General features: G+C 61.9%; 17 protein-coding genes. 5 read left to right on the top strand and 12 right to left on the bottom strand.

The window, feature by feature from the left end; genetic code table 11:
* Nucleotides 1-18 precede the first annotated feature (18 nt).
* Both nuoM and nuoN read left to right on the top strand, forming a co-directional pair.
* Nucleotides 19-1,551, top strand: coding sequence for an NADH-quinone oxidoreductase subunit M (gene nuoM / locus AC19YX_RS26785; protein WP_500607405.1), 1,533 nt, complete (start codon nt 19-21; stop codon nt 1,549-1,551).
* Between the two features lie 7 nt (nt 1,552-1,558).
* Nucleotides 1,559-3,022 carry an NADH-quinone oxidoreductase subunit NuoN gene (nuoN, locus tag AC19YX_RS26790; protein WP_201131646.1) on the top strand — a complete coding sequence of 488 codons (1,464 nt, stop codon included), beginning with the start codon at nt 1,559-1,561 and terminating at the stop codon, nt 3,020-3,022.
* A gap of 355 nt (nt 3,023-3,377) precedes the next feature.
* Here nuoN and AC19YX_RS26795 read toward each other — a convergent pair whose 3' ends face one another.
* The 6 genes from AC19YX_RS26795 to AC19YX_RS26820 are packed head-to-tail and all read right to left on the bottom strand — an operon-like array spanning nt 3,378 to nt 9,316.
* The gene (locus AC19YX_RS26795; RefSeq protein WP_020296755.1) at nt 3,378-5,120 is read right to left on the bottom strand and encodes an ABC transporter substrate-binding protein; all 1,743 of its coding nucleotides are present in this window, start codon (nt 5,118-5,120) and stop codon (nt 3,378-3,380) included.
* A gap of 49 nt (nt 5,121-5,169) precedes the next feature.
* On the bottom strand, nt 5,170-5,442 hold the full coding sequence (locus AC19YX_RS26800; RefSeq protein ID WP_020296756.1) for a DUF2160 domain-containing protein: 273 nt from the start codon (nt 5,440-5,442) through the stop codon (nt 5,170-5,172).
* 10 nt (nt 5,443-5,452) lie between these two features.
* A complete protein-coding gene (locus tag AC19YX_RS26805; protein ID WP_020296757.1) occupies nt 5,453-6,247 on the bottom strand; it encodes a carbohydrate ABC transporter permease in 795 nt (264 codons plus the stop codon).
* Between the two features lie 14 nt (nt 6,248-6,261).
* Nucleotides 6,262-7,128, bottom strand: coding sequence for a carbohydrate ABC transporter permease (locus tag AC19YX_RS26810; protein WP_020296758.1), 867 nt, complete (start codon nt 7,126-7,128; stop codon nt 6,262-6,264).
* Entirely contained in the window at nt 7,125-8,222 is a 1,098-nt protein-coding gene (locus AC19YX_RS26815; protein WP_421549205.1) for an ABC transporter ATP-binding protein, read from the bottom strand. Before AC19YX_RS26815 ends, AC19YX_RS26810 begins: the two co-directional genes overlap by 4 nt.
* On the bottom strand, nt 8,222-9,316 hold the full coding sequence (locus AC19YX_RS26820; protein WP_078473597.1) for an ABC transporter ATP-binding protein: 1,095 nt from the start codon (nt 9,314-9,316) through the stop codon (nt 8,222-8,224). The genes AC19YX_RS26815 and AC19YX_RS26820 overlap by 1 nt, the downstream gene beginning before the upstream one ends.
* A gap of 317 nt (nt 9,317-9,633) precedes the next feature.
* Here AC19YX_RS26820 and AC19YX_RS26825 point away from each other — a divergent pair, with 317 nt between their 5' ends.
* Complete coding sequence (locus AC19YX_RS26825) at nt 9,634-11,472, top strand: sigma-54-dependent Fis family transcriptional regulator (RefSeq protein WP_500607406.1); 1,839 nt, start codon at nt 9,634-9,636, stop codon at nt 11,470-11,472.
* Nucleotides 11,473-11,545: 73 nt separating this feature from the next.
* Here AC19YX_RS26825 and cysS read toward each other — a convergent pair whose 3' ends face one another.
* Both cysS and AC19YX_RS26835 read right to left on the bottom strand, forming a co-directional pair.
* Nucleotides 11,546-12,928 (bottom strand): cysteine--tRNA ligase, encoded by a 1,383-nt coding sequence (gene cysS / locus AC19YX_RS26830; protein ID WP_078473599.1) that lies wholly within the window; start codon nt 12,926-12,928, stop codon nt 11,546-11,548.
* Between the two features lie 18 nt (nt 12,929-12,946).
* Nucleotides 12,947-14,647 (bottom strand): glutamine--tRNA ligase/YqeY domain fusion protein, encoded by a 1,701-nt coding sequence (locus AC19YX_RS26835; protein WP_078473600.1) that lies wholly within the window; start codon nt 14,645-14,647, stop codon nt 12,947-12,949.
* Nucleotides 14,648-14,924: 277 nt separating this feature from the next.
* On the opposite strand from AC19YX_RS26835, the gene AC19YX_RS26840 reads away from it, so the two are divergent.
* On the top strand, nt 14,925-15,428 hold the full coding sequence (locus tag AC19YX_RS26840) for a peptidylprolyl isomerase (RefSeq protein ID WP_020296764.1): 504 nt from the start codon (nt 14,925-14,927) through the stop codon (nt 15,426-15,428).
* Entirely contained in the window at nt 15,425-16,174 is a 750-nt protein-coding gene (gene lpxH / locus AC19YX_RS26845) for a UDP-2,3-diacylglucosamine diphosphatase (RefSeq protein WP_500607407.1), read from the top strand. Before AC19YX_RS26840 ends, lpxH begins: the two co-directional genes overlap by 4 nt.
* A 45-nt stretch (nt 16,175-16,219) precedes the next feature.
* Here the strand turns inward: lpxH and AC19YX_RS26850 are convergent, their stop codons facing one another.
* From AC19YX_RS26850 to AC19YX_RS26865, 4 genes are all read right to left on the bottom strand, one after another.
* Complete coding sequence (locus AC19YX_RS26850; protein WP_078473602.1) at nt 16,220-17,749, bottom strand: DHA2 family efflux MFS transporter permease subunit; 1,530 nt, start codon at nt 17,747-17,749, stop codon at nt 16,220-16,222.
* Nucleotides 17,750-17,814: 65 nt separating this feature from the next.
* On the bottom strand, nt 17,815-19,017 hold the full coding sequence (locus tag AC19YX_RS26855; protein WP_078473603.1) for an HlyD family secretion protein: 1,203 nt from the start codon (nt 19,015-19,017) through the stop codon (nt 17,815-17,817).
* Nucleotides 19,018-19,031: 14 nt separating this feature from the next.
* A complete protein-coding gene (locus AC19YX_RS26860; RefSeq protein WP_201131652.1) occupies nt 19,032-20,501 on the bottom strand; it encodes an efflux transporter outer membrane subunit in 1,470 nt (489 codons plus the stop codon).
* Nucleotides 20,498-20,971 (bottom strand): MarR family winged helix-turn-helix transcriptional regulator, encoded by a 474-nt coding sequence (locus AC19YX_RS26865; protein WP_020296769.1) that lies wholly within the window; start codon nt 20,969-20,971, stop codon nt 20,498-20,500. Before AC19YX_RS26865 ends, AC19YX_RS26860 begins: the two co-directional genes overlap by 4 nt.
* Nucleotides 20,972-20,987 lie beyond the last annotated feature (16 nt).

A 20,987-nucleotide genomic window follows, 5' to 3' on the forward strand; every position in this document is an offset into this window, starting at 1 on the left:
AAAGGAATTGAGCCCGTCATGATTCTGCCTTGGCTAATCCTGATCCCCTTCATCGGCGGCCTGCTGTGCTGGATGGGTGAGCGCTTCGGCGCCACCCTCCCCCGCTGGATTGCGCTGTTGACCATGACCCTGGAACTCGCTCTCGGCCTCTGGCTGTGGGCCCATGGTGACTATTCATTTGCACCGGCGCCGGGCGCCGATCCGACCTGGGCGCTTGAGTTCAAGCACATCTGGATCCAGCGCTTCGGCATCAGCGTGCACCTGGCGCTGGACGGCCTGTCGCTGCTGATGATCCTGCTGACCGGCCTGCTGGGTATCCTCTCGGTACTCTGCTCCTGGAAAGAGATTCAGCGTCACGTGGGTTTCTTCCACCTGAACCTGATGTGGATCCTGGGCGGCGTGGTCGGCGTGTTCCTCGCCCTCGACCTGTTCATGTTCTTCTTCTTCTGGGAAATGATGCTGGTGCCGATGTACTTCCTCATCGCGCTCTGGGGTCACAGCTCTTCGGACGGCAAAAAGACCCGTATTTATGCGGCGACCAAGTTCTTCATCTTCACCCAGGCTTCCGGCCTGATCATGTTGGTGGCGATCCTCGGTCTGGTCCTGGTCAACTTCAACAACATCGGCGTGATTACCTTCAACTACGCCGACCTGTTGAAAACCAAGATGTCGCTGACCACCGAGTACATCCTGATGCTCGGCTTCTTCATCGCTTTCGCGGTGAAGCTGCCAGTGGTGCCGTTCCACTCCTGGCTGCCTGATGCTCATGCCCAGGCGCCAACCGCCGGTTCCGTGGACCTGGCGGGCATCCTGCTGAAGACCGCTGCCTATGGTCTGCTGCGTTTTGCCCTGCCGCTGTTCCCGAACGCCTCGGCCGAGTTCGCTCCCATCGCCATGAGCCTGGGTCTGATCGGGATTTTCTACGGTGCGTTCCTGGCCTTCGCCCAGACCGACATCAAGCGTTTGATCGCCTTCTCCAGCGTTTCGCACATGGGCTTCGTGCTGATCGGGATCTACTCCGGCAGCCAGCTCGCCCTGCAAGGCGCAGTGATCCAGATGCTGGCCCACGGTGTTTCGGCAGCCGCGCTGTTTATCCTCAGCGGCCAGTTGTACGAGCGCACTCACACCCGCGACATGCGTGAAATGGGTGGCCTGTGGTCGAAGATCGCCTACCTGCCGGCCATCAGCCTGTTCTTTGCCGCCGCTTCCCTGGGCTTGCCGGGCACTGGCAACTTCGTCGGCGAGTTCCTGATCCTGATCGGCACCTTTGTCGCCGCGCCATGGATCACGGCGATTGCCACCTCGGGCCTGGTGTTCGGTTCGGTCTACTCGCTGATCATGATCCACCGCGCCTACTTCGGCCCGTCCAAGTCGGACGCGGTCCTGCATGGCATGGATGCTCGCGAACTGATCATGGTGCTCGGCCTTGCGGTGTTGCTGATCTACATCGGCGTCTACCCGCAACCGTTCCTCGATACCTCTGCCGCCACGATGCATGGCGTGCAGCAATGGCTCGGTACCGCCTTCACTCAACTCGCTTCGGCACGGTAAGAGCGCTATGGAATTCACGATTCAACACTTTATCGCGCTAGCGCCGTTGTTGATCACCAGCGCCACGATCATCGTGGTGATGCTGGCGATCGCATGGCGCCGCAACCACTCGCAGACCTTCCTGATCTCCGTGGCCGGTCTGAACCTGGCCTTGCTGTCGATCCTCCCAGCCTTGAAAGTCGCGCCACTGGCCGTGACCCCACTGCTGCAGATCGACTCGTTCGCCTGCCTGTACATGGCGTTGATCCTGGTCGCCACCCTGGCCTGTGTCACCCTCGCTCACGCCTACCTCGGCGATGGCGGTACCGGTTACCCGGGCAACCGTGAAGAGCTGTACCTGCTGATCCTGATGGCCGCCGCCGGTGGCCTGGTCCTGGTCAGCGCGCAGCACCTGGCTGGCTTGTTCATTGGCCTGGAACTGCTGTCGGTACCGGTCTACGGCCTGGTGGCCTATGCCTTCTTCAACAAGCGTTCCCTGGAAGCCGGCATCAAGTACATGGTGCTGTCGGCCGCCGGTTCCGCGTTCCTGCTGTTCGGCATGGCCATGCTCTACGCCGATGCCGGCAGCCTGAGCTTCGTCGGGATCGGCCAGGCCATCGCGGCCACCGGCCTGCCAAGTTCCCTGGCTCAGTTGGGCCTGGGCATGATGCTGATCGGCCTGGCGTTCAAACTGTCGCTGGTGCCGTTCCACCTCTGGACCCCGGACGTCTACGAAGGTGCTCCGGCACCGGTGGCGGCGTTCCTGGCCACCGCTTCCAAGGTGGCGGTGTTCGCAGTGATGGTGCGTCTGTTCCAGATCTCGCCAGCGGCCAGCAGCGGCGTGCTGAGCACCGTGCTCAGCGTGATCGCCGTGGCGTCGATCCTGTTCGGTAACCTGCTGGCACTGACCCAGAGCAACCTCAAGCGTCTGCTGGGTTACTCGTCCATCGCCCACTTCGGTTACCTGCTGATCGCCCTGGTGGCGAGCAAGGGCCTGGCCCTGGAAGCCATCGGCGTGTACCTGGTCACCTACGTCATCACCAGCCTCGGTGCATTCGGCGTGATCACCCTGATGTCCTCGCCTTACAAAGGCCGCGACGCAGACGCCCTGTACGAATACCGCGGCCTGTTCTGGCGCCGTCCGTACCTGACCGCCGTACTGACCGTGATGATGCTGTCCCTGGCCGGTATCCCGCTCACCGCAGGCTTTATCGGCAAGTTCTACATCATTGCCACCGGTGTCGAGTCGCACCAGTGGTGGCTGGTGGGTTCCCTGGTACTGGGCAGCGCCATCGGCGTCTTCTACTACCTGCGCGTGATGGTCACCCTGTACCTGATCGAGCCGAACCTGCGTCGCCACGATGCGCAATTGCACTGGGAGCAAAAGGCAGGCGGCGTGATGCTGCTGGCCATCGCCCTCCTGGCGTTCTTCCTCGGTGTCTACCCGCAACCGCTGCTGACCCTGGTCCAGCAGGCAGGCCTCGCGGGCTGATCGCTCAAGGGCGAACTGCAGTACAACAGAACGGCGCCTTCGAGCGCCGTTCTGCATTGAGGCCCTGCCCTTCTTACCCGGCATTTACAGAAAAGCCCTTCAACCTTTGCCAACCTGCCTGACAGCCCATATCAGGCCCAGGCAGTAGGTTGAGCCACAGGCTAATAAACCGAGTGGGGGTGGTTGATGAAACGGCAAAGATTCTCCGAACGGCTGGAAGGCCTCGACGCCCCGGCTGATGAACGTCTAGGCAGCAAAGGCGAGCCAGGCAGTGCCAAGCCATGGGGCACGACAGGCAAACGCCACACAGAAAAACGGCACCCGAAGGTGCCGCCCCTGTCGCAATCGGTAGCTGTTACTTGCGCGCCGCCTCCCACGACTTGATCAGCTCGTTGTAGCTCACGGTCTCGCCCTTGGGCTTTTCGTTGGCCAGTTTCGGTTTTGGCGCGCCAGGTTGATCGAACCAGTATTGCGCGTCGCGCTCAGGGTTCATTTTCGGCCCGCACACCGGCTGGACTTTCGAGCGTTCAAGCCGGGTCATGATCGCGTCCTGGTCCTTGGCCAGGCCATCGAGGGCTTGTTGCGGGGTTTTCTCGCCGCTGGCGGCTTCCGAAATATGGCTCCACCACAACTGCGCCAGGCGAGGGTAGTCCGGCACGTTGGTCCCGGTCGGGGTCCATTGCACCCGGGCCGGGCTGCGATAGAACTCCACCAGGCCACCGAGCTTCGGCGCCAGGTCGGTCATGGCTTGCGAGTTGATGTCCGATTCGCGGATCGGCGTCAGGCCGACGATGGTTTTCTTCAGCGACACGGTTTTCGAGGTCACGAACTGTGCATAGAGCCAGGCCGCGAGTTTCTGTTTCTCGGGGGTGGACTTCATGAAGGTCCAGGAGCCCACGTCCTGATAACCCAGCTTCATGCCCTCCTCCCAGTAAGGCCCGCGCGGTGAAGGTGCCATGCGCCATTTCGGCGTGCCGTCGGCGTTCATCACCGCCAGACCCGGCTTGGTCATGTCGGCGGTGAAGGCGGTGTACCAGAAGATCTGCTGGGCGATATTGCCCTGGGACGGCACCGGCCCGGATTCGGAGAACGTCATGCCGGCCGCTTCCGGTGGTGCATAGGCCTTGAGCCAGTCGACGTACTTCTGCGTGGCAAACACCGCCGCCGGGCCGTTGGTGTCGCCGCCACGGGTCACGCTGGAACCCACCGGGTGGCAGTCCTCGACGCGAATCCCCCACTCGTCCACCGGCAAGCCGTTGGGCAGGCCCTTGTCGCCGCCACCGGCCATGGAGAACCAGGCATCGGTGAAGCGCCAGCCCAGGGATGGGTCCTTCTTGCCGTAGTCCATGTGGCCGTAAACCCGCTTGCCGTCGATCTCCTTGACGTCCTCGGTGAAGAACTTGGCGATGTCTTCATAAGCCGACCAGTTGACCGGCACCCCCAGCTCGTAGCCGTATTTCTCCTTGAACTTGGCTTTCAGGTCGGCGCGCTCGAACCAGTCGGCGCGGAACCAGTAGAGGTTGGCGAACTGCTGGTCCGGCAGTTGGTAGATTTTGCCGTCTGGCGCGGTGGTAAAGGAGATGCCGATAAAATCCTTGATATCCAGGGTCGGCGAGGTGAAGTTCTTGCCTTCATTGGCCATCAGGTCGGTGATGGATTCGGTCTTGCCATAGCGAAAGTGCGTGCCGATCAGGTCCGAATCGTTAACCCAGCCATCGTAGATATTTTTGTCGGACTGCATCTGGGTCTGGAGTTTTTCCACCACATCGCCTTCTTGCAGCAAGTCGTGGGTCAACTTGATCCCGGTGATTTCGCTGAAGGCCTTGGCCAGCACCTTGGACTCGTACTCGTGGGTGGTCAGGGTTTCCGAGACCACGTTGATTTTCATGCCACGAAACGGCTCGGCGGCCTTGATGAACCACTTCAGCTCTTCCAGCTGCTGGGCTTCGCTCAAGGTGGACGGCTTGAATTCGCTGCCTATCCATTTCTTCGCCGCGTCTTCATAGGCGTCGGCCCAGGCCGTAGCGCTCAACCCGCTGAGAGCCAGCATGGCTGCCAATGAAACGCTATGTCGCAGCTTATTGTTTTTGTCGAACATAGAGACCTCCTGGTTAAATTTCGGAGCAGGGTCGCCGAACACCACACAGCTAACCCCAACGCATCACAGCCAACAGCCACACCAGGGACAGCGCGGACGCCACCCAAATGCTCCAGTCGGTCAGGCCAATCACCATCAGGTGCAGGTAGGCACTGCCGAGAAGACCGATAAACAGCCGATCGCCACGGGTGGTGGCAATCGGTAACAAGCCCCGTCGCGGGATGCTGGGCGAGCGCAACTCCCAGGTGGTCATGCCGGTCAGGATCAAGGCGATCGCGACAAAGAACGCCGCCGTGGGCGTGGTCCAGGCCATCCATTCCATCATCAGTTCCTCAGACCCGGCCCAGGGCAAAGCCCTTGGCCACGTGGTTGCGAACAAACCAGATCACCAGCATGCCCGGCAGGATGGTCAGTACCCCGGCCGCCGCCAGCACCCCCCAGTCGATGCCTGAAGCCGACACCGTGCGGGTCATGACCGCAGCGATCGGCTTGGCATTCACCGAAGTCAGGGTGCGCGCCAGCAACAGCTCGACCCAGGAAAACATAAAGCAGAAAAACGCCGTGACGCCGATCCCCGAGCCAATCAGCGGGATGAAGATCTTGATGAAAAACTTGGGAAAACCGTAGCCATCGATGTAGGCGGTTTCGTCGATTTCCTTGGGCACCCCTGACATGAATCCCTCGAGGATCCACACCGCCAACGGCACGTTGAACAGGCAGTGGGCCAGCGCCACCGCAATATGGGTGTCGAACAAGCCGATGGAGGAATAGAGCTGGAAAAACGGCAGCAGGAACACCGCCGGCGGTGCCATGCGGTTGGTCAGCAGCCAGAAGAACAGATGCTTGTCGCCAAGGAACCGATAGCGGGAAAACGCGTACGCCGCCGGCAGCGCCACGCTGAGGGAGATCACCGTATTCAGGCTCACGTAGTACAGCGAATTGAGGTAACCGCTGTACCAGCTGGGATCGGTAAAGATCACCTTGTAGTTGGCCAGGGTGAAATCCTGGGGAAACAGCGTCAGGCCGCCGAGGATTTCGCTGTTGCTCTTGAAGGACATGTTCAGCAGCCAGTAGATCGGCACCAGCAGGAACAGGATGTAGACCAGCAGAGGAATGACCTTCTTCATGGGAGTACCAGGCCTCAACGGTTGGCGTCGGAGTGGGTCATGGCGGTGTAGAACAGCCAGGACACCAACAGGATGATGAGGAAGTACACCAGCGAGAACGCCGCCGCCGGGCCAAGGTCGAATTGGCCGACGGCCATTTGGGTCAGGGTCTGACTGAGGAAGGTGGTGGCATTCCCCGGACCGCCGCCGGTAAGCACGAACGGCTCGGTGTAGATCATGAAGCTGTCCATAAAGCGCAGCATTACCGCGATCAACAGCACACTCTTGAGCTTGGGCAGCTGGATATGCCGGAATACCGCCCAGCTCGAGGCCCGATCTATCCGTGCCGCCTGGTAGTACACATCCGGGATCGCCCGTAGTCCCGAATAACACAGCAGCGCCACCAGGGAGGTCCAGTGCCAGACGTCCATCACCAGCACCGTGACCCAGGCGTCCATGGTGTTGGCCGCGTAGTTGTAGCTGATGCCCATGGCATTGAGGCTCGAACCCAGCAGGCCGATATCGGCGCGGCCAAAGATCTGCCAGATGGTGCCCACCACGTTCCACGGGATCAGCAGCGGGATCGCCAGGATAATCAGCACCAGCGACGACCAGCGGCCCTTGGTCGGCATGGTCAGGGCGATGCCGATACCGAGGGGGATTTCGATCAGCAGCACACAGGCCGAATAGATGAACTGGCGCAGCAGCGAGTCATGCAGCCGCGGGTCGAGCAGCACCTGGCGGTACCAATCGGCACCGACAAAATAACGGCTCGACTGATCGAAGATGTCCTGCACCGAATAGTTGACTACGGTCATCATCGGGATCACTGCACTGAAGGCCACCAGCAGGAACACCGGCAGCACCAGCCACCAGGCCTTGTTGTTCTGCACCTTGTTCATGGCAGCACCTCCAACAGGTAATCGTCGGCATAGACCATCAGCCACTGCGCCGGAAAACTGATGTACGCAGTGCCCTGAGGCACGGGCTTGTCTTCGGCCAGGCGCACCTTGAGCGGCTGGCCATCGAGCTTGAGGGTCATGATCTTGTAGGTGCCGAGGTCTTCGACATGTACGACAGCGGCCTGCAACGCGTCATCAAACGGCTCATCCCACACATGGACGAATTCCGGGCGGATGCCGATCTTGAGGGTGGTCCATTGCGACTCGGCGATGCGTTGCTGCTGGGCCTCGGACAGCGCCAGGTGAGTGCTGGCGAAACCGACGCCCCCAGGTTGCGGCTGGACCTGGATCAGGTTCATCCCGGGGCTGCCAATGAAGTAACCGACAAACGTATGGCTGGGCCGCTCGAACAACTCCCGGGGCGTGCCGAATTGCACGATCTGCCCGCCGTACATCACGGCGATCTTGTCGGCGAAGGTCGAGGCTTCAAGTTGGTCGTGGGTCACGTAGACCATGGTGATGTTGAATTGCTCGTGGATCTGCTTGAGCTTGCGCCGCAGTTTCCACTTCAAGTGCGGGTCGATCACCGTCAGCGGCTCATCGAACAGGATCGCCGATACGTCATCGCGCACCAGGCCACGGCCCATGGAGACCTTCTGCTTCTCGTCGGCAGTGAGGTTGCGCGCCTTTTTATCCAGCAGGGCCTGCAGATCCAGGACTTCGGCGATCTCCTGGACCTTGCTGTGGATCCTGGCCTCGGCCATGCCCTGGTTACGCAGGGGGAAGGCCAGGTTGTCGAACACCGTCATGGTGTCGTAGACCACCGGAAACTGGAAAACCTGGGCGATGTTGCGTTTTTCCGGGGTCAGCTGATTGACCACCTTGGCATCGAACAGCACCTGGCCCTCGGACGGGCTGAGCAACCCGGAAATAATATTGAGCAAGGTCGACTTGCCGCAGCCGGACGGCCCAAGCAAGGCATAGGCCCCGCCCTGCTCCCAGACATGGTTCATCTCGCGGATCGCGTAGTCTTCAGGCCCGGCCGGGGTCCGGCTGTAGCTGTGGGCGAGGTTGTGCAAGCGGATCTCGGCCATCAGGCAACCCTCGCGACACGACGACTGGGAGCCTGGACCAGACGGCCCTGGGCATCGAACACAAACAGCTTGTGGGTCGGGATGTAAATACGGATCGGCGCATCGACGTCGTACTCGTGCACCCCGGGCAAATGCAGCACCAGCAGGAAATGCTCGTTGCGCACATGGAGGAAGGTCTCGGAGCCGCTGATTTCCGCCACCTCGACGGTCACCGCCAACTCCAGGTCATCGTCATTGCTCGGCACCAGGGAGATATGGCTGGGGCGCACGCCGAAACGGAACTCGCCCTCGCCCACCGGGCGCAAATCGACGTTCAGCGGGAAATGCACAAAGTTGGCGAAACTCACTTCATTGCCGGTGATGCGCCCAGGCATCAGGTTGATCGGCGGCTCGGAGAACAGCTCGGCGGCCAGCACCGTCTGCGGCTGATGGTAAACCTCGGCGGTCTGGCCGCTCTGCACCACTCGGCCCTCGTGGAGGATGGTGGTGGTGCCGCCCAGGGCCAGCGCTTCGTTGGGCTCGGTGGTGGCGTAGATGGCAATGGTATGGCGCGCCTTGAACAACTCGCGCATTTCCTGGCGCAATTCTTCGCGCAGCTTGTAGTCGAGGTTGACCAGGGGTTCGTCGAACAGGATCAGGTCAGCATCCTTGACCAGCGCCCTGGCCATGGCCGTGCGCTGCTGCTGGCCGCCCGACAATTCCAGGGGGTAGCGCTGCAGGAACTTCTCGATGCGCAGCATCTGCGCGGTCTCCAGCACCTTGCTGCGAATCTGTTCGGCCGAGACCCCGGCCTGGCGCAGCGGCGAGGCGATGTTCTCGAACACGGTCATGGTCGGGTAGTTGATGAACTGCTGATAGACCATCGACACATTGCGCAGGCGCACCGGGCGCTGGGTCACGTCGACCCCGTTCATCAGGATGCGGCCGCTGTCAGGCTTGTCCAGGCCGGCCATCAGCCGCATCAGGCTGGTCTTGCCGGACAGCGTGCGGCCGAGCAGGACATTGAAGGATCCAGGTTGGAAGCTGAGGCTGGCGTCATCGATCCAGGTCTGGCCTTCGACGACACGGCTGACGTGCTCCAGTGTGAGTGACATGGCTCGGCCTTTTTATTATTGGAGTCAAGCGACCGGGACAGCAGAGCGAGTTTCGTGCCAATCACCTGGGGTTGCAGCAAGCCATTGATAAGGCTGGGCTTTGCGCAAATAGGGGCCCGCCGCGTTTTCACTGCTGAACAGAAATGAACAGCTCTGGCTGAACACTTGAACAGCTGCGCGGTTGACAATGAACAATTGTGAACAACACTGGATAGACGCTTTCTGCAACCCAAGGCTTGTGCTGCGGCCACCGCCTGCGGCGCCAGCAAGCCCGACACGCTGTCTTCAATAAGAAAAATAATAAGAGACCCACGGCCATGAGCGCTCCTGCCCCGCTGTTGCCCCATGACACCATCATCAAGGACTCCTGGCGGCGCTGCCGCGCGTTCGGCCTCGATCACCAAAGCCCCCCAGTGTTCGATCAACTGCCCGCCGAGCGCATCGCGCAACTGCTCGAAAGCCAGCATTCCCTGGTGCAGACCACGCACCAGGAAGTGCTGCCCTATTACGAGAATATCCTCAGCAACTCCAATTGCCTGATCATGCTCGCCGACAATCAGGGCCAGGTCCTCACCTCCTGGGGCACCCAGCGCTTTATCGAGCCGCGCCTGGCCCACGGCTTCAATACCGGCGTCAGTTGGCGGGAAGACCGCACCGGCACCAACGCCATTGGCACTGCCCTGGCCTGCGAGCAGGCGGTGCACATCGAGCACGACGAGCATTTCCTCAAGGCCAACCGCTTCATGACCGGCTCCGCCGCACCGATCTTCGACACCGAGCGCCGGGTGATCGCGGTGCTGGACGTGTCCAGTGACAGCTACCTGCCGCCCTCCCACACCCTGGGCATGGTCAAGATGATGAGCCAGACGGTGGAGAACCGGCTGATCCTCAATCTGTTCCACGGCCGGCACTTCCAGCTGACCTTCAACACCGGGCTGAACAACCTCGACAGCCAATGGGCCGGGCTGCTGATCTTCGACGACAGCGGCCAGGTACTCTCGGCCAACCGGCGCGCCGACAACCTGCTGGGGATCAGCCTGTCGCGTGTGGCCATCGACAGCCTGTTCCAGGTGTCGTTGCTGGAACTGCTCAACCAGCCCGAAGGCCAGCCCTTCGCCCTGCAAGCCGCCGGGCGCAATCGCTTCCATTGCCTGCTCAAACGGCCCCAGCACAGGCCGGTCCAGGCCCGGGTATTTGCCCAACCCAGCGCCGCCCCCACCCCTGCCCCGACGTCGGCCCTCAGCCTCAACGCCCTGCACTTCGGCGACAGCCGGGTTGAAAAAGCCGTGCGCCAGGCCGAGCGCCTGCTGGAAAAAGACATCCCGCTGCTGATCCACGGTGAAACCGGGGTCGGCAAGGAAGTGTTCGTCAAAGCCCTGCACCAGGCCAGCTCACGCAGCAAACAGGCATTGATTGCGGTGAACTGCGCGGCGATCCCCGCCGAACTGGTGGAGTCCGAACTGTTCGGCTATGAAAAAGGTGCGTTCACCGGGGCCAGCCTCAAAGGCAGCATCGGGCTGATTCGCAAGGCCGACAGAGGCACGCTGTTTCTCGATGAGATCGGCGATATGCCGCTGCCAACCCAGGCGCGCCTGCTGCGGGTGCTACAGGAGCGCTGCGTGCAGCCGGTGGGCAGCAGCGAGCTGTTCGCGGTGGATATCCGGATCATCTCCGCCACCAACCGCTCCCTGCGCGAGCAGGTACAGCTCGGCCGCTTCAGGGAAGACCTGTATTACCGCATCGGCGGCCTGACCCTGGAGCTGCCGCCCCTGCGCGAACGCAGCGACAAAGCGGCGCTGTTCCAGAAAATCTGGGAACAGCAACGCGAACCCAGCCAATGGGCCGGGCTCAGCCGCGAGGTACAAGCCCTGTTCCAACGCCACCCCTGGCCCGGCAACTTGCGCCAGGTCAGCAGCGTGATGCAGGTGGCCCTGGCCATGGCCGAGGAACAACCGGTGCGGCCGGAGCATTTGCCGGATGACTTCTTTGTCGACCTGGAGATGGAAGCGGTCGAGACGCCGACGGTGGATGGGCATGACGCCGAAGACTTAAACCAGATGCTCCAGGCCGTGGGCGGTAACATCTCCCACCTGGCCCGGCGCCTGGGGGTAAGCCGCAACACCCTCTACAAGCGGCTGCGCCAGCTACAGGGCTGAGCGCGGCGATGGCAAGACCGCAGGCAAACAAAAACCCGCACCAGGCGGGTTTTGTTTGTAGCCGTTACTGCAATCAGTCAGCCAGACGCCAGGTGGTCCCGCCCTTGCCGTCTTCCAGCACCACGCCCATGGCGGTGATCTGGTCGCGGATACGGTCGGATTCCGCCCAGTTCTTGTCGGCACGGGCCTGCAGGCGAGCCTGGATCAGCGCTTCAACCTCAGCCGCATCGACCCGACCTTCGGCACCGGCCTGCAGGAAGTCATCGGCTTCCAGTTGCAGCACACCGAGCACACTGGCCAGCTCTTGCAAACGCGCCGCCAGACCCGCCGCGGCATTGAGATCGCTCTCACGCAGACGGTTGATCTCACGCACCATCTCGAACAGCACGGCGCAGGCTTCGGGGGTACCGAAGTCGTCGTTCATCACCTGGGTGAAGCGTTCGACAAAGGCTTCGCCACCGGCCGGGGCCACTTTCGGCAGGCCTTTGAGCGCGTGGTAGAAACGCTCCAGGGCACCTTTGGCGTCCTTGAGGTTGTCTTCCGAGTAGTTGATCGCGCTGCGGTAATGGCTCGACACCAGCAGGTAACGCACGACTTCCGGGTGGTACTTGGCCAGCACGTCGCGAATGGTGAAGAAGTTGTTCAAGGATTTGGACATCTTCTCGCCATTGATGCGAATCATCCCGCAATGCATCCACGCGTTGGCGTAGGTCTTGCCGGTGGCCGCTTCGCTCTGGGCGATTTCGTTTTCATGGTGCGGGAACTCAAGATCGCTGCCGCCGCCATGAATGTCGAAGGTCTCGCCCAGGCAGCAGGTCGACATCACCGAGCATTCGATGTGCCAGCCCGGACGGCCGTCGCCCCACGGCGATGGCCAGCTTGGCTCGCCCGGCTTGGTGCCTTTCCACAACACGAAGTCCAGCGGGTCCTGTTTCGACTCGTCGACTTCGATCCGCGCGCCGATGCGCAGGTCTTCGATCTTCTTGCGCGACAGCTTGCCGTAGCCCATAAACTTGGCGACGCGGTAGTACACGTCGCCATTGCCCGGGGCGTAGGCGTAGCCCTTGTCGATCAGGGTCTGGATCATGCTCAGCATGCCCGGAATGTGATCCGTGGCACGGGGCTCCAGGTCCGGCTTGAGGATATTGAGGCGCGCCTCGTCCTCGTGCATCGCAGTGATCATGCGCTCGGTCAGCGCGTCGAACGGCTCGCCGTTCTCCCGCGCGCGATTGATGATCTTGTCTTCGATGTCGGTGATGTTGCGCACATAGGTCAGGTCATAACCGCTGAAACGCAACCAGCGGGTCACCAGGTCAAAGGCAACCATGCTGCGGCCATGGCCGATGTGGCAGTAGTCGTACACGGTCATGCCGCACACGTACATGCGCACTTTGTTGCCATCCAGCGGCTTGAAGACTTCTTTGCTCTTGGTGAGCGTGTTGTAGATCGTTAGCACTTTAATTCCTTGACTGAATCACTGGCCCCAGGAGTCGCGCAGGGTCACGGTACGGTTGAATACCGGCTGACCAGGTTTCGAGTCCTTGATATCCGCGCAGAAGTAACCTTCGCGCTCGAACTGGAAACGGTCTTCCGGCTGTGCGTTGCCCAGCGAGGGTTCGGCACGACAACCAGTGAGCACTTGCAGGGAGTCAGGGTTGATGTTGTCCAGGAAACTGGCGCTGTCCTCGGCCTTCTCCGGGTTCGGAGAACGGAACAGGCGATCGTACAGGCGCACTTCGCACTCGACGCTGGCGGCCGCCGGCACCCAGTGCACCACGCCCTTGACCTTGCGGCCTTCAGGGTTCTTGCCCAGGGTTTCAGGATCGTAGGAGCAGCGCAGTTCGACGATGTTGCCCTCGGCGTCCTTGATCGCTTCATCGGCACGGATCACGTAGCTGCCGCGCAGGCGCACTTCGCCGTTGGGCTCCAGGCGCTTGTAGCCTTTTGGCGGCTCTTCCATGAAGTCGTCACGGTCGATGTAGATCTCACGCGCAAACGGCAGCTTGCGCACGCCCAGCTCTTCTTTCTGTGGGTGACGCGGCAGTTCGAGGTCTTCGACCTGGCCTTCCGGGTAGTTGGTGATCACGACTTTCAACGGACGCAGTACGCACATGGCGCGCGGGGCGTTGGCGTCGAGGTCCTGACGGATGCTGAACTCGAGCATGCCGTAATCGACCACACCGTCGGAGCGGTTGGTGCCGACCATCTCGCAGAAATTGCGAATCGACGCCGGGGTATAACCGCGGCGACGGAAGCCCGACAGGGTCGACATGCGCGGGTCGTCCCAACCATGGACGTGCTTCTCGTCCACCAGTTGCTTGAGCTTGCGCTTGCTGGTGATGGTGTAGTTCAGGTTCAGGCGGCTGAACTCGTACTGGCGCGGGTTGGCCGGCACCGGCAGGTTCTCCAGGAACCACTCGTACAGCGGACGATGGCTTTCGAACTCCAGGGTGCAGATCGAGTGGGTGATGCCTTCGATGGCGTCCGACTGACCGTGGGTGAAGTCGTAGTTGGGGTAGATGCACCACTTGTCACCGGTCTGGTGGTGATGGGCGTGGCGGATGCGGTACATGATCGGGTCGCGCAGGTTCATGTTCGGCGAGGCCATGTCGATCTTGGCCCGCAGCACCCGTGCACCGTCCGGGAACTCGCCGGCGCGCATGCGGTTGAACCAGTCGAGGTTTTCTTCGACGCTGCGCTCGCGGAACGGGCTGTTCTTGCCCGGCTCGGTCAGGCTGCCACGGTATTCCTTGGCTTGATCCGGGCTCAGGTCGTCGACATAAGCCTTGCCGGCCTTGATCAGCTCCACCGCCCAGTCGAACAACTGGTCGAAGTACTTCGAGGCATAGCGCACTTCACCGGACCATTGGAAACCCAGCCACTTGATGTCGCTTTCAATGGCGTCGATGTATTCCTGGTCTTCCTTGGCCGGGTTGGTGTCGTCGAAGCGCAGGTGAGTCACGCCGCCGAATTCCTGGGCCAGGCCGAAGTTCACACAGATCGACTTGGCGTGACCGATGTGCAGGTAACCGTTGGGCTCAGGCGGGAAGCGGGTCACGATCTGCGTGTGCTTACCCGAGTCCAGGTCCGCCTGGATGATCGGGCGCAGGAAGTTGACCGGTACGGCCGGTCCAGTCTTGGAATTCGAGGTAGGGTCGACAGTGGGCTTGCTCATAGGATCCTTGAACGTACAAGTGCGCGGCCGGATGCGGCCTGATCAATCAAAAACGGACACTATAGCCGATGCGGCCAAGCGCCTGACAGCGCCGCTTGGAAAACTGCGGCTATTAATGCAACTCAAATGAAAAAACAGCCTCGAATTTCGTGCGCCTCACGCTAAACTGCGCACCGTGGCTGATATCAGCCCGTACGGTTCGGGGCCCGCAGGCCCTATCAGCGCCCCGAAACCCACGAATTCCTTGAACCACGCACTACTTGAAAGAGTACCGATCATGACCCAAGTCAAACTGACCACCAACCACGGCGACATCGTGCTGGAACTGAACGCCGAGAAAGCCCCGGTCACCGTGGCCAACTTCATCGAATACGTTAAGGCCGGCCACTACGAAAACACCGTGTTCCACCGTGTCATCGGCAACTTCATGATCCAGGGCGGCGGTTTCGAGCCAGGCATGAAAGAAAAGAAAGACAAGCGCGCCAGCATCCAGAACGAAGCCGACAACGGCCTTTCCAACGACAAGTACACCGTAGCCATGGCTCGCACCATGGAGCCGCATTCGGCCTCCGCACAGTTCTTCATCAACGTCGCCGACAACAGCTTCCTCAACCACAGCGGCAAGACCACCCAGGGCTGGGGCTACGCAGTCTTCGGCAAAGTGGTTGAAGGCAGCGACGTGGTCGACAAGATCAAGGGCGTCTCCACCACCATGAAAGGCGGCCACCAGGACGTACCAGCAGACGACGTGATCATCGAGAAAGCCGAGATCATTGAGTGATATTGCTGATTTCAGATTTGCATCTGGAACAGGAGCGCCCGGACATCACCCGGGCGTTTCTGGATTTACTCGGCGGACGTGCCCGCGAGGCACAGGCGCTGTACATCCTCGGTGACTTCTTCGAGGTGTGGGTCGGCGACGACGCCATGAGCCCCTACCAGCTTTCCATTTGCCAGGCGCTGCGGGAATTGAGCGACAGCGGTACGCAGATTTTCCTGATGCATGGCAATCGCGACTTCATGCTCGGCAAGGCCTTCTGCAAGGCGGCCGGCGCCACCCTGCTCAAGGACCCGAGCGTGGTCGACTTCTACGGTGAGCCGGTGCTGTTGATGCACGGTGACAGCCTCTGCACCCGCGACGAAGCCTACATGCGCATGCGCCGCTACCTGCGCAACCCGCTCACCCTGTGGATTCTGCGGCACTTGCCGTTGCGCACCCGGCACAAGCTGGCGCGCAAGCTGCGCAACGAAAGCCGCGCGCAAACCCGGATGAAAGCCAACGACATCGTCGATGTGACACCCGAAGAAGTACCGCGGGTGATGCAGGCGTTTGGCGTCCACACCCTGGTCCACGGCCATACCCACCGCCCTGCCATCCACAAGCTGCAACTGGGCGAGCAGGCGGCCAAGCGCATCGTGCTGGGGGATTGGGATCGTCAGGGTTGGGCCTTGCAGGTCGACGAGCAGGGTTTCCAACTGGCCGCGTTCGATTTCGTACCGACTCAGCTGGCCCTTCCCAGCCAGTAAGCCCCCTGTGGTGAAAGAGCGTGCTCCATCACCACAGGTTGCGCCTCAGTGGCCGCCTGAAGCCGGACCGGCCTTGGCCGCAAACGGCGGTTTGGCCAGCCAGACCAGCAGAATCAACCCCATGAACACCCAGCCCAACAGGGTGAAATAGTCGACGGTCGACAGCATGTAGGCCTGGCTGGTCAGCACCTGGTCCAATTGCGCATAGGCCTTGGTGCCGGCCCCGCCGAGGTTGTTCAGGGCCTCGCGGGTTGCAGGGTCGAAGGTGCTGATGCTCTCGCTCATATAGGCGTGGTGCTGGTCGGCCCGGCGGATCCAGATCCAGGTGGTGAGCGACGCCGCGAAGCTGCCGCCCAGGGTCCGCAGGAAGGTCGCCAACCCCGCGCCGTCGGCAATCTGGTGCGGTGGCAGGTCCGACATCAGGATGCTCAGGGTCGGCATGAAGAACAGCGCCACCCCGATCCCCATAAACAGCTGCACCAGGGCGATGTGCTGGAAGTCCACCTCACTGGTGAACCCGGCGCGCATGAAGCAGCTCAGGCCAATCGCCAGGAACGCCAGCCCGGCCAGCAGCCGCAGGTCGAACTTGTGGGCGTACTTGCCGACAAAAGGCGACATCAGCACCGGCAGGATACCGATCGGCGCCACCGCCAGCCCGGCCCAGGTGGCGGTGTAGCCCATCTGGGTCTGCAACCACTGCGGCAGGATCAAGTTGATGCCGAAGAACCCGGCATAACCGCCCACCAGCACAATGGTGCCGATGCGAAAGTTGCGATAGGCGAACAGCCGCAGGTTGACCACCGGGTGGCGGTCGGTCATTTCCCAGATCACGAACACCGCCAGGGCAATCACCGAAATCAGCGTGCCGATGATGATGAAGTTGGACTCGAACCAATCCAGGTCGTTGCCCTTGTCCAGCACCACCTGCAGCGCGCCGACGCCGACGATCAGGCTCAGCAGGCCGATGTAGTCCATCGGCTGGCGACTGGTAACCACCGGTCGCGCCTTCAGTTGCTGCTTGACCACCCAGGCGGCAAACAGGCCGATCGGCACGTTGATAAAGAAGATCCACGGCCAACTGTAACTGTCGGTGATCCAGCCGCCGAGGATCGGCCCGGCAATCGGCGCGACCACCGTGACCATCGCCAACAGTGCCAGGGCCATCCCCCTTTTGGCCGGCGGATAGACCGCGATCAACAGGGTCTGGGTCATCGGGTACAACGGCCCCGCCACCACCCCCTGCAACACGCGAAAGCCCACCAGCTCGGGCATCGAGGTGGAAATACCGCACAGAAACGAGGCCAGCACAAACAGAATGGTGGCCCAGATAAACAGCTTCACCTCGCCGAAACGCCGGCTCAACCAGCCGGTCAGCGGCAAGGCAATGGCGTTGCTCACGGCAAACGAGGTGATGACCCAGGTGCCCTGCTCGGAACTCACCCCCAGGTTGCCGGAAATGGTCGGCAAGGCCACGTTGGCGATGGTGGTGTCGAGCACCTGCATGAAAGTCGCCAGGGACAGGCCGATGGTGCTGAGCAGCAGGCTGGGCGGCGTGAAAGACGCGTTATTGCTCATCGCGAATCCTTTGGAACGAGGCTGGCGTCGCGACCCTCAAGGGCCGCGACTGGCGGATTGGCGGATCAGCGCTGCGCGGTCTTGCCGATGGCAGCGCTGTTGTCGTGGATCAGGCGCGCGATCATGGCGTCGGCTTCGCCCAACTGGCGGTCGTAGACGTTGGTGCTGAACGAGGCTTTTTGCGGGGGTTGCTGGGCCAGTACCGGGCCGCTCTGGTCATGCAGATTGACGTTGACCAGGGTCGACAGGCCGACCCGCAGTGGGTGCTGCGCCAGCTCTTCGGCATTGATGTGGATGCGCACAGGCACTCGCTGCACGATCTTGATCCAGTTACCGGTGGCGTTCTGCGCCGGGAGCAAGGCAAAGGCACTGCCGGTGCCGGCCCCCAGGCTGTCGATGGTGCCGCTGTATTTGACGTCACTGCCGTAGAGGTCGGCTTCGATATCCACCGGCTGGCCGATGCGCATGTCACGCAGCTGGGTTTCCTTGAAGTTGGCGTCGATCCACAGCTGATTCAGCGGGATGACCGCCATCAACGCGGTGCCGGGCTGGACCCGCTGTCCCAGTTGCACAGTGCGCTTGGCCACATAACCGGTGACCGGTGCAATCAGCGTGCTGCGGGCGTTGGTCAGGTAGGCCTGGCGCAACTGGGCGGCGGCGGACTGCACGTCCGGGTGCGACGAAACCACGGTGTCGTCCACCAGGGCATTGGTGGTGTTGAGTTGTTGCTGGGCGTTGGCCAGGGCGTTTTGCGCCGAGGTCAGGTCATCCCGGGCGTGGGACAGCTCTTCCTGGGAAATCGCCCCGCTGGCGGCCAGGTTTTTCCGGCGATTGAAGTTGTCCTGGGCTTTTTGCACCTCGGCTTTCTGCGCCGCCACCTGGGCTTTCATGCCGTCGACATTGCTGTACAAGCCACGCACCTGACGCACAGTGCGAGCCAGATTGGCCTGGGCGCTTTGCAGCCCGACCTGGGCATCGTTGGGGTCGAAATTGATCAGCACCTGGCCTTCATGCACCAGGTCGCCATCGTCGGCACCGATGCTGACCACGGTGCCGGTCACCAGCGGCGTGATTTCCACCACGTTGCCGTTGACGTAGGCGTCGTCGGTGCTTTCATTCCAGCGCCCGTACAGCTCGTGCCAGGCGAAAACGCCGATGCCGCCCAGGATCACAATCAGCGCCAGGATCAGCAGCATGATTTTGCGCTTGCGCGGATTGCTCGTGTCCGGGGTGTTTTCGGATGTTTGGTTAGTCTCGGCAGTGGCCATGACAAGTCCTCGAATTATTTAGTCTGCGTGGCGGGGGTCGGGGTGGCCGAAGCCAGGTTGCCGGCCTCGAAGCCGCCCCCCAACGCCTGCATCAATTGAATCGACAGGTCGATCTGCTCGGCATTCAGGGTCGCCAGCTGACGCTGGGCCTGCAGCAATTGCTGCTCGATGCTGAGCACGTCCAGGTAGTTGCCGATGCCGGAACCGAAACGCTGGACCACGGTGTTGTAGGACTCCTGGGCAATATCGGTGGCATGTTGCTGGGCGGCTATCTGCCGGCCGATATCGCGCAACTGGGAAATGCTGTCGCTGACATCCCCCAGGGCAGTCACTAGGCTTTTGTTGTACTGGGCCACCGCCAGGTCGTAGTCGGCATCCCGCGCGTCGAGGTCGGCGCGCAAGCGGCCGCCGTCGAAAATCGGCAGCGAAATCGTCGGCGCAATGTTGAAGAAACGGCTGGCGGAACCGAACATCGCATCCCCCAGCAAGGCCTGGGTACCGGCGGCGGCACTGAGGTTGAGGTTGGGGTAGAAGCGGGTCTTGCCGGCGTCGATGCTCCTGCCTGCGGCCTCTACCCGCCAGCGGGCGGCGATCAGGTCCGGGCGACGGCCCAGCAGCTCGGCGGGCAAAGTGGAGGGCAAGGCCACGGCGCTGGCCTGCAACACCTTGGGCCGGGCGATTTCATTGCCCCGGTCCGGGCCTTTGCCGAGCAGCACGGCCAGGGCGATCTTGGCGCTTTGCAGTTTTTTCTCGGCATCGATCAGGGTGGCCTGGGAGCTGGCCTCGAGGCTTTCGGTCTGCTGGTACTGATACTGGCTGTCGATGCCGGAGCTGAGGCGCTTCTGGCTCAGGTCGAGCATCTGTCGGGTGCGCTTGAGGTCGTCATTGGCCAGGTCGTGGACAATGTGCGCCTGGCCTAGGTCGCTGTAGGCCCGTGCCACGTCGGCGGCCAATGTCAGTTGCGCGGCCTGGCGATCGATTTCTGCAGCGCGGGCCTGACCCAGCGCGGCTTCCCAGGTGGCACGCTGGCCGCCCCAGAGGTCGAAGTTGTAATTGAAATTCAGCCCCAGGCTGCGCACCGTGCTGTAGGTGCCGCCCTGCCCGCTCGGGTCCTGGTCGCGGGCCAGGCGCGAACGGCTGACACTGCCGCTGGCATCCAGGGTCGGCATGCGCGAAGCATCGGCGGCATAGGCCGCGGCGCTGGCCTGATGGGCCCGGGCGCTGGCGATCTGCATATCCGGGCTGTCATGCAGGGCTTCCTGGATCAGGCCGTCGAGCTGTGGGTCGCCCAGGCTTTTCCACCAGTCATTCTTTGGCCAGGCCGCTGGCGACAGGGTCACGCCCGTGAGGGACTGCCCGGCCTTGAGGCTCTTGGCATCGAGGCTCACGCCTTCGGTATCGAGGCCGCTGTAGCTGGCACAGCCGGCCATGCTCATGGCCAGCAGCACCAGGCTGACGCGGTTACGCAAGGTTTTACTGCTCATTTATCACCTACCCGCAACACGGTGATCGGGTCACCGGCTGCCAGCAAAATTTTCTTGAGGATCTGTTCCAGGGTTTCCAGCTCTTGCGGGCTGATGGCGCCCGCCAGTTGATTCATGGCCTGCGCGCCGATGTGGGGCAAACGGTCCGCGAGTTTCTGGCCTTCTTCGGTGAGCACCAGTTGCACCTGGCGCCGATCGCCTTCGGAACGCCGACGGGCGAGGAAATCCTTCTGCTCCAGGCGGTCGAGCATGCGCGTCATCGATCCGCTGTCCAGGGACAGGTGGCGGCACAGCTCGGCCGGGGTGTCGACGCCGAACTGGGCCATGATGATCAGCACCTTGAACTGCGCCGCCGTGATGCCGTGGGGCTCCATATGGGTGTCGATGATCCGGTCCTTGAGCAACGCAGCGCGCCCGAGCAGAAGGCCCAGGTGGCAGTTTTGGAAGTTGTCCGGCGTGTAATGTTTCATCTGACCACCCATTAGC

Source organism: Pseudomonas sp. MF09150 (genome assembly GCF_059862355.1).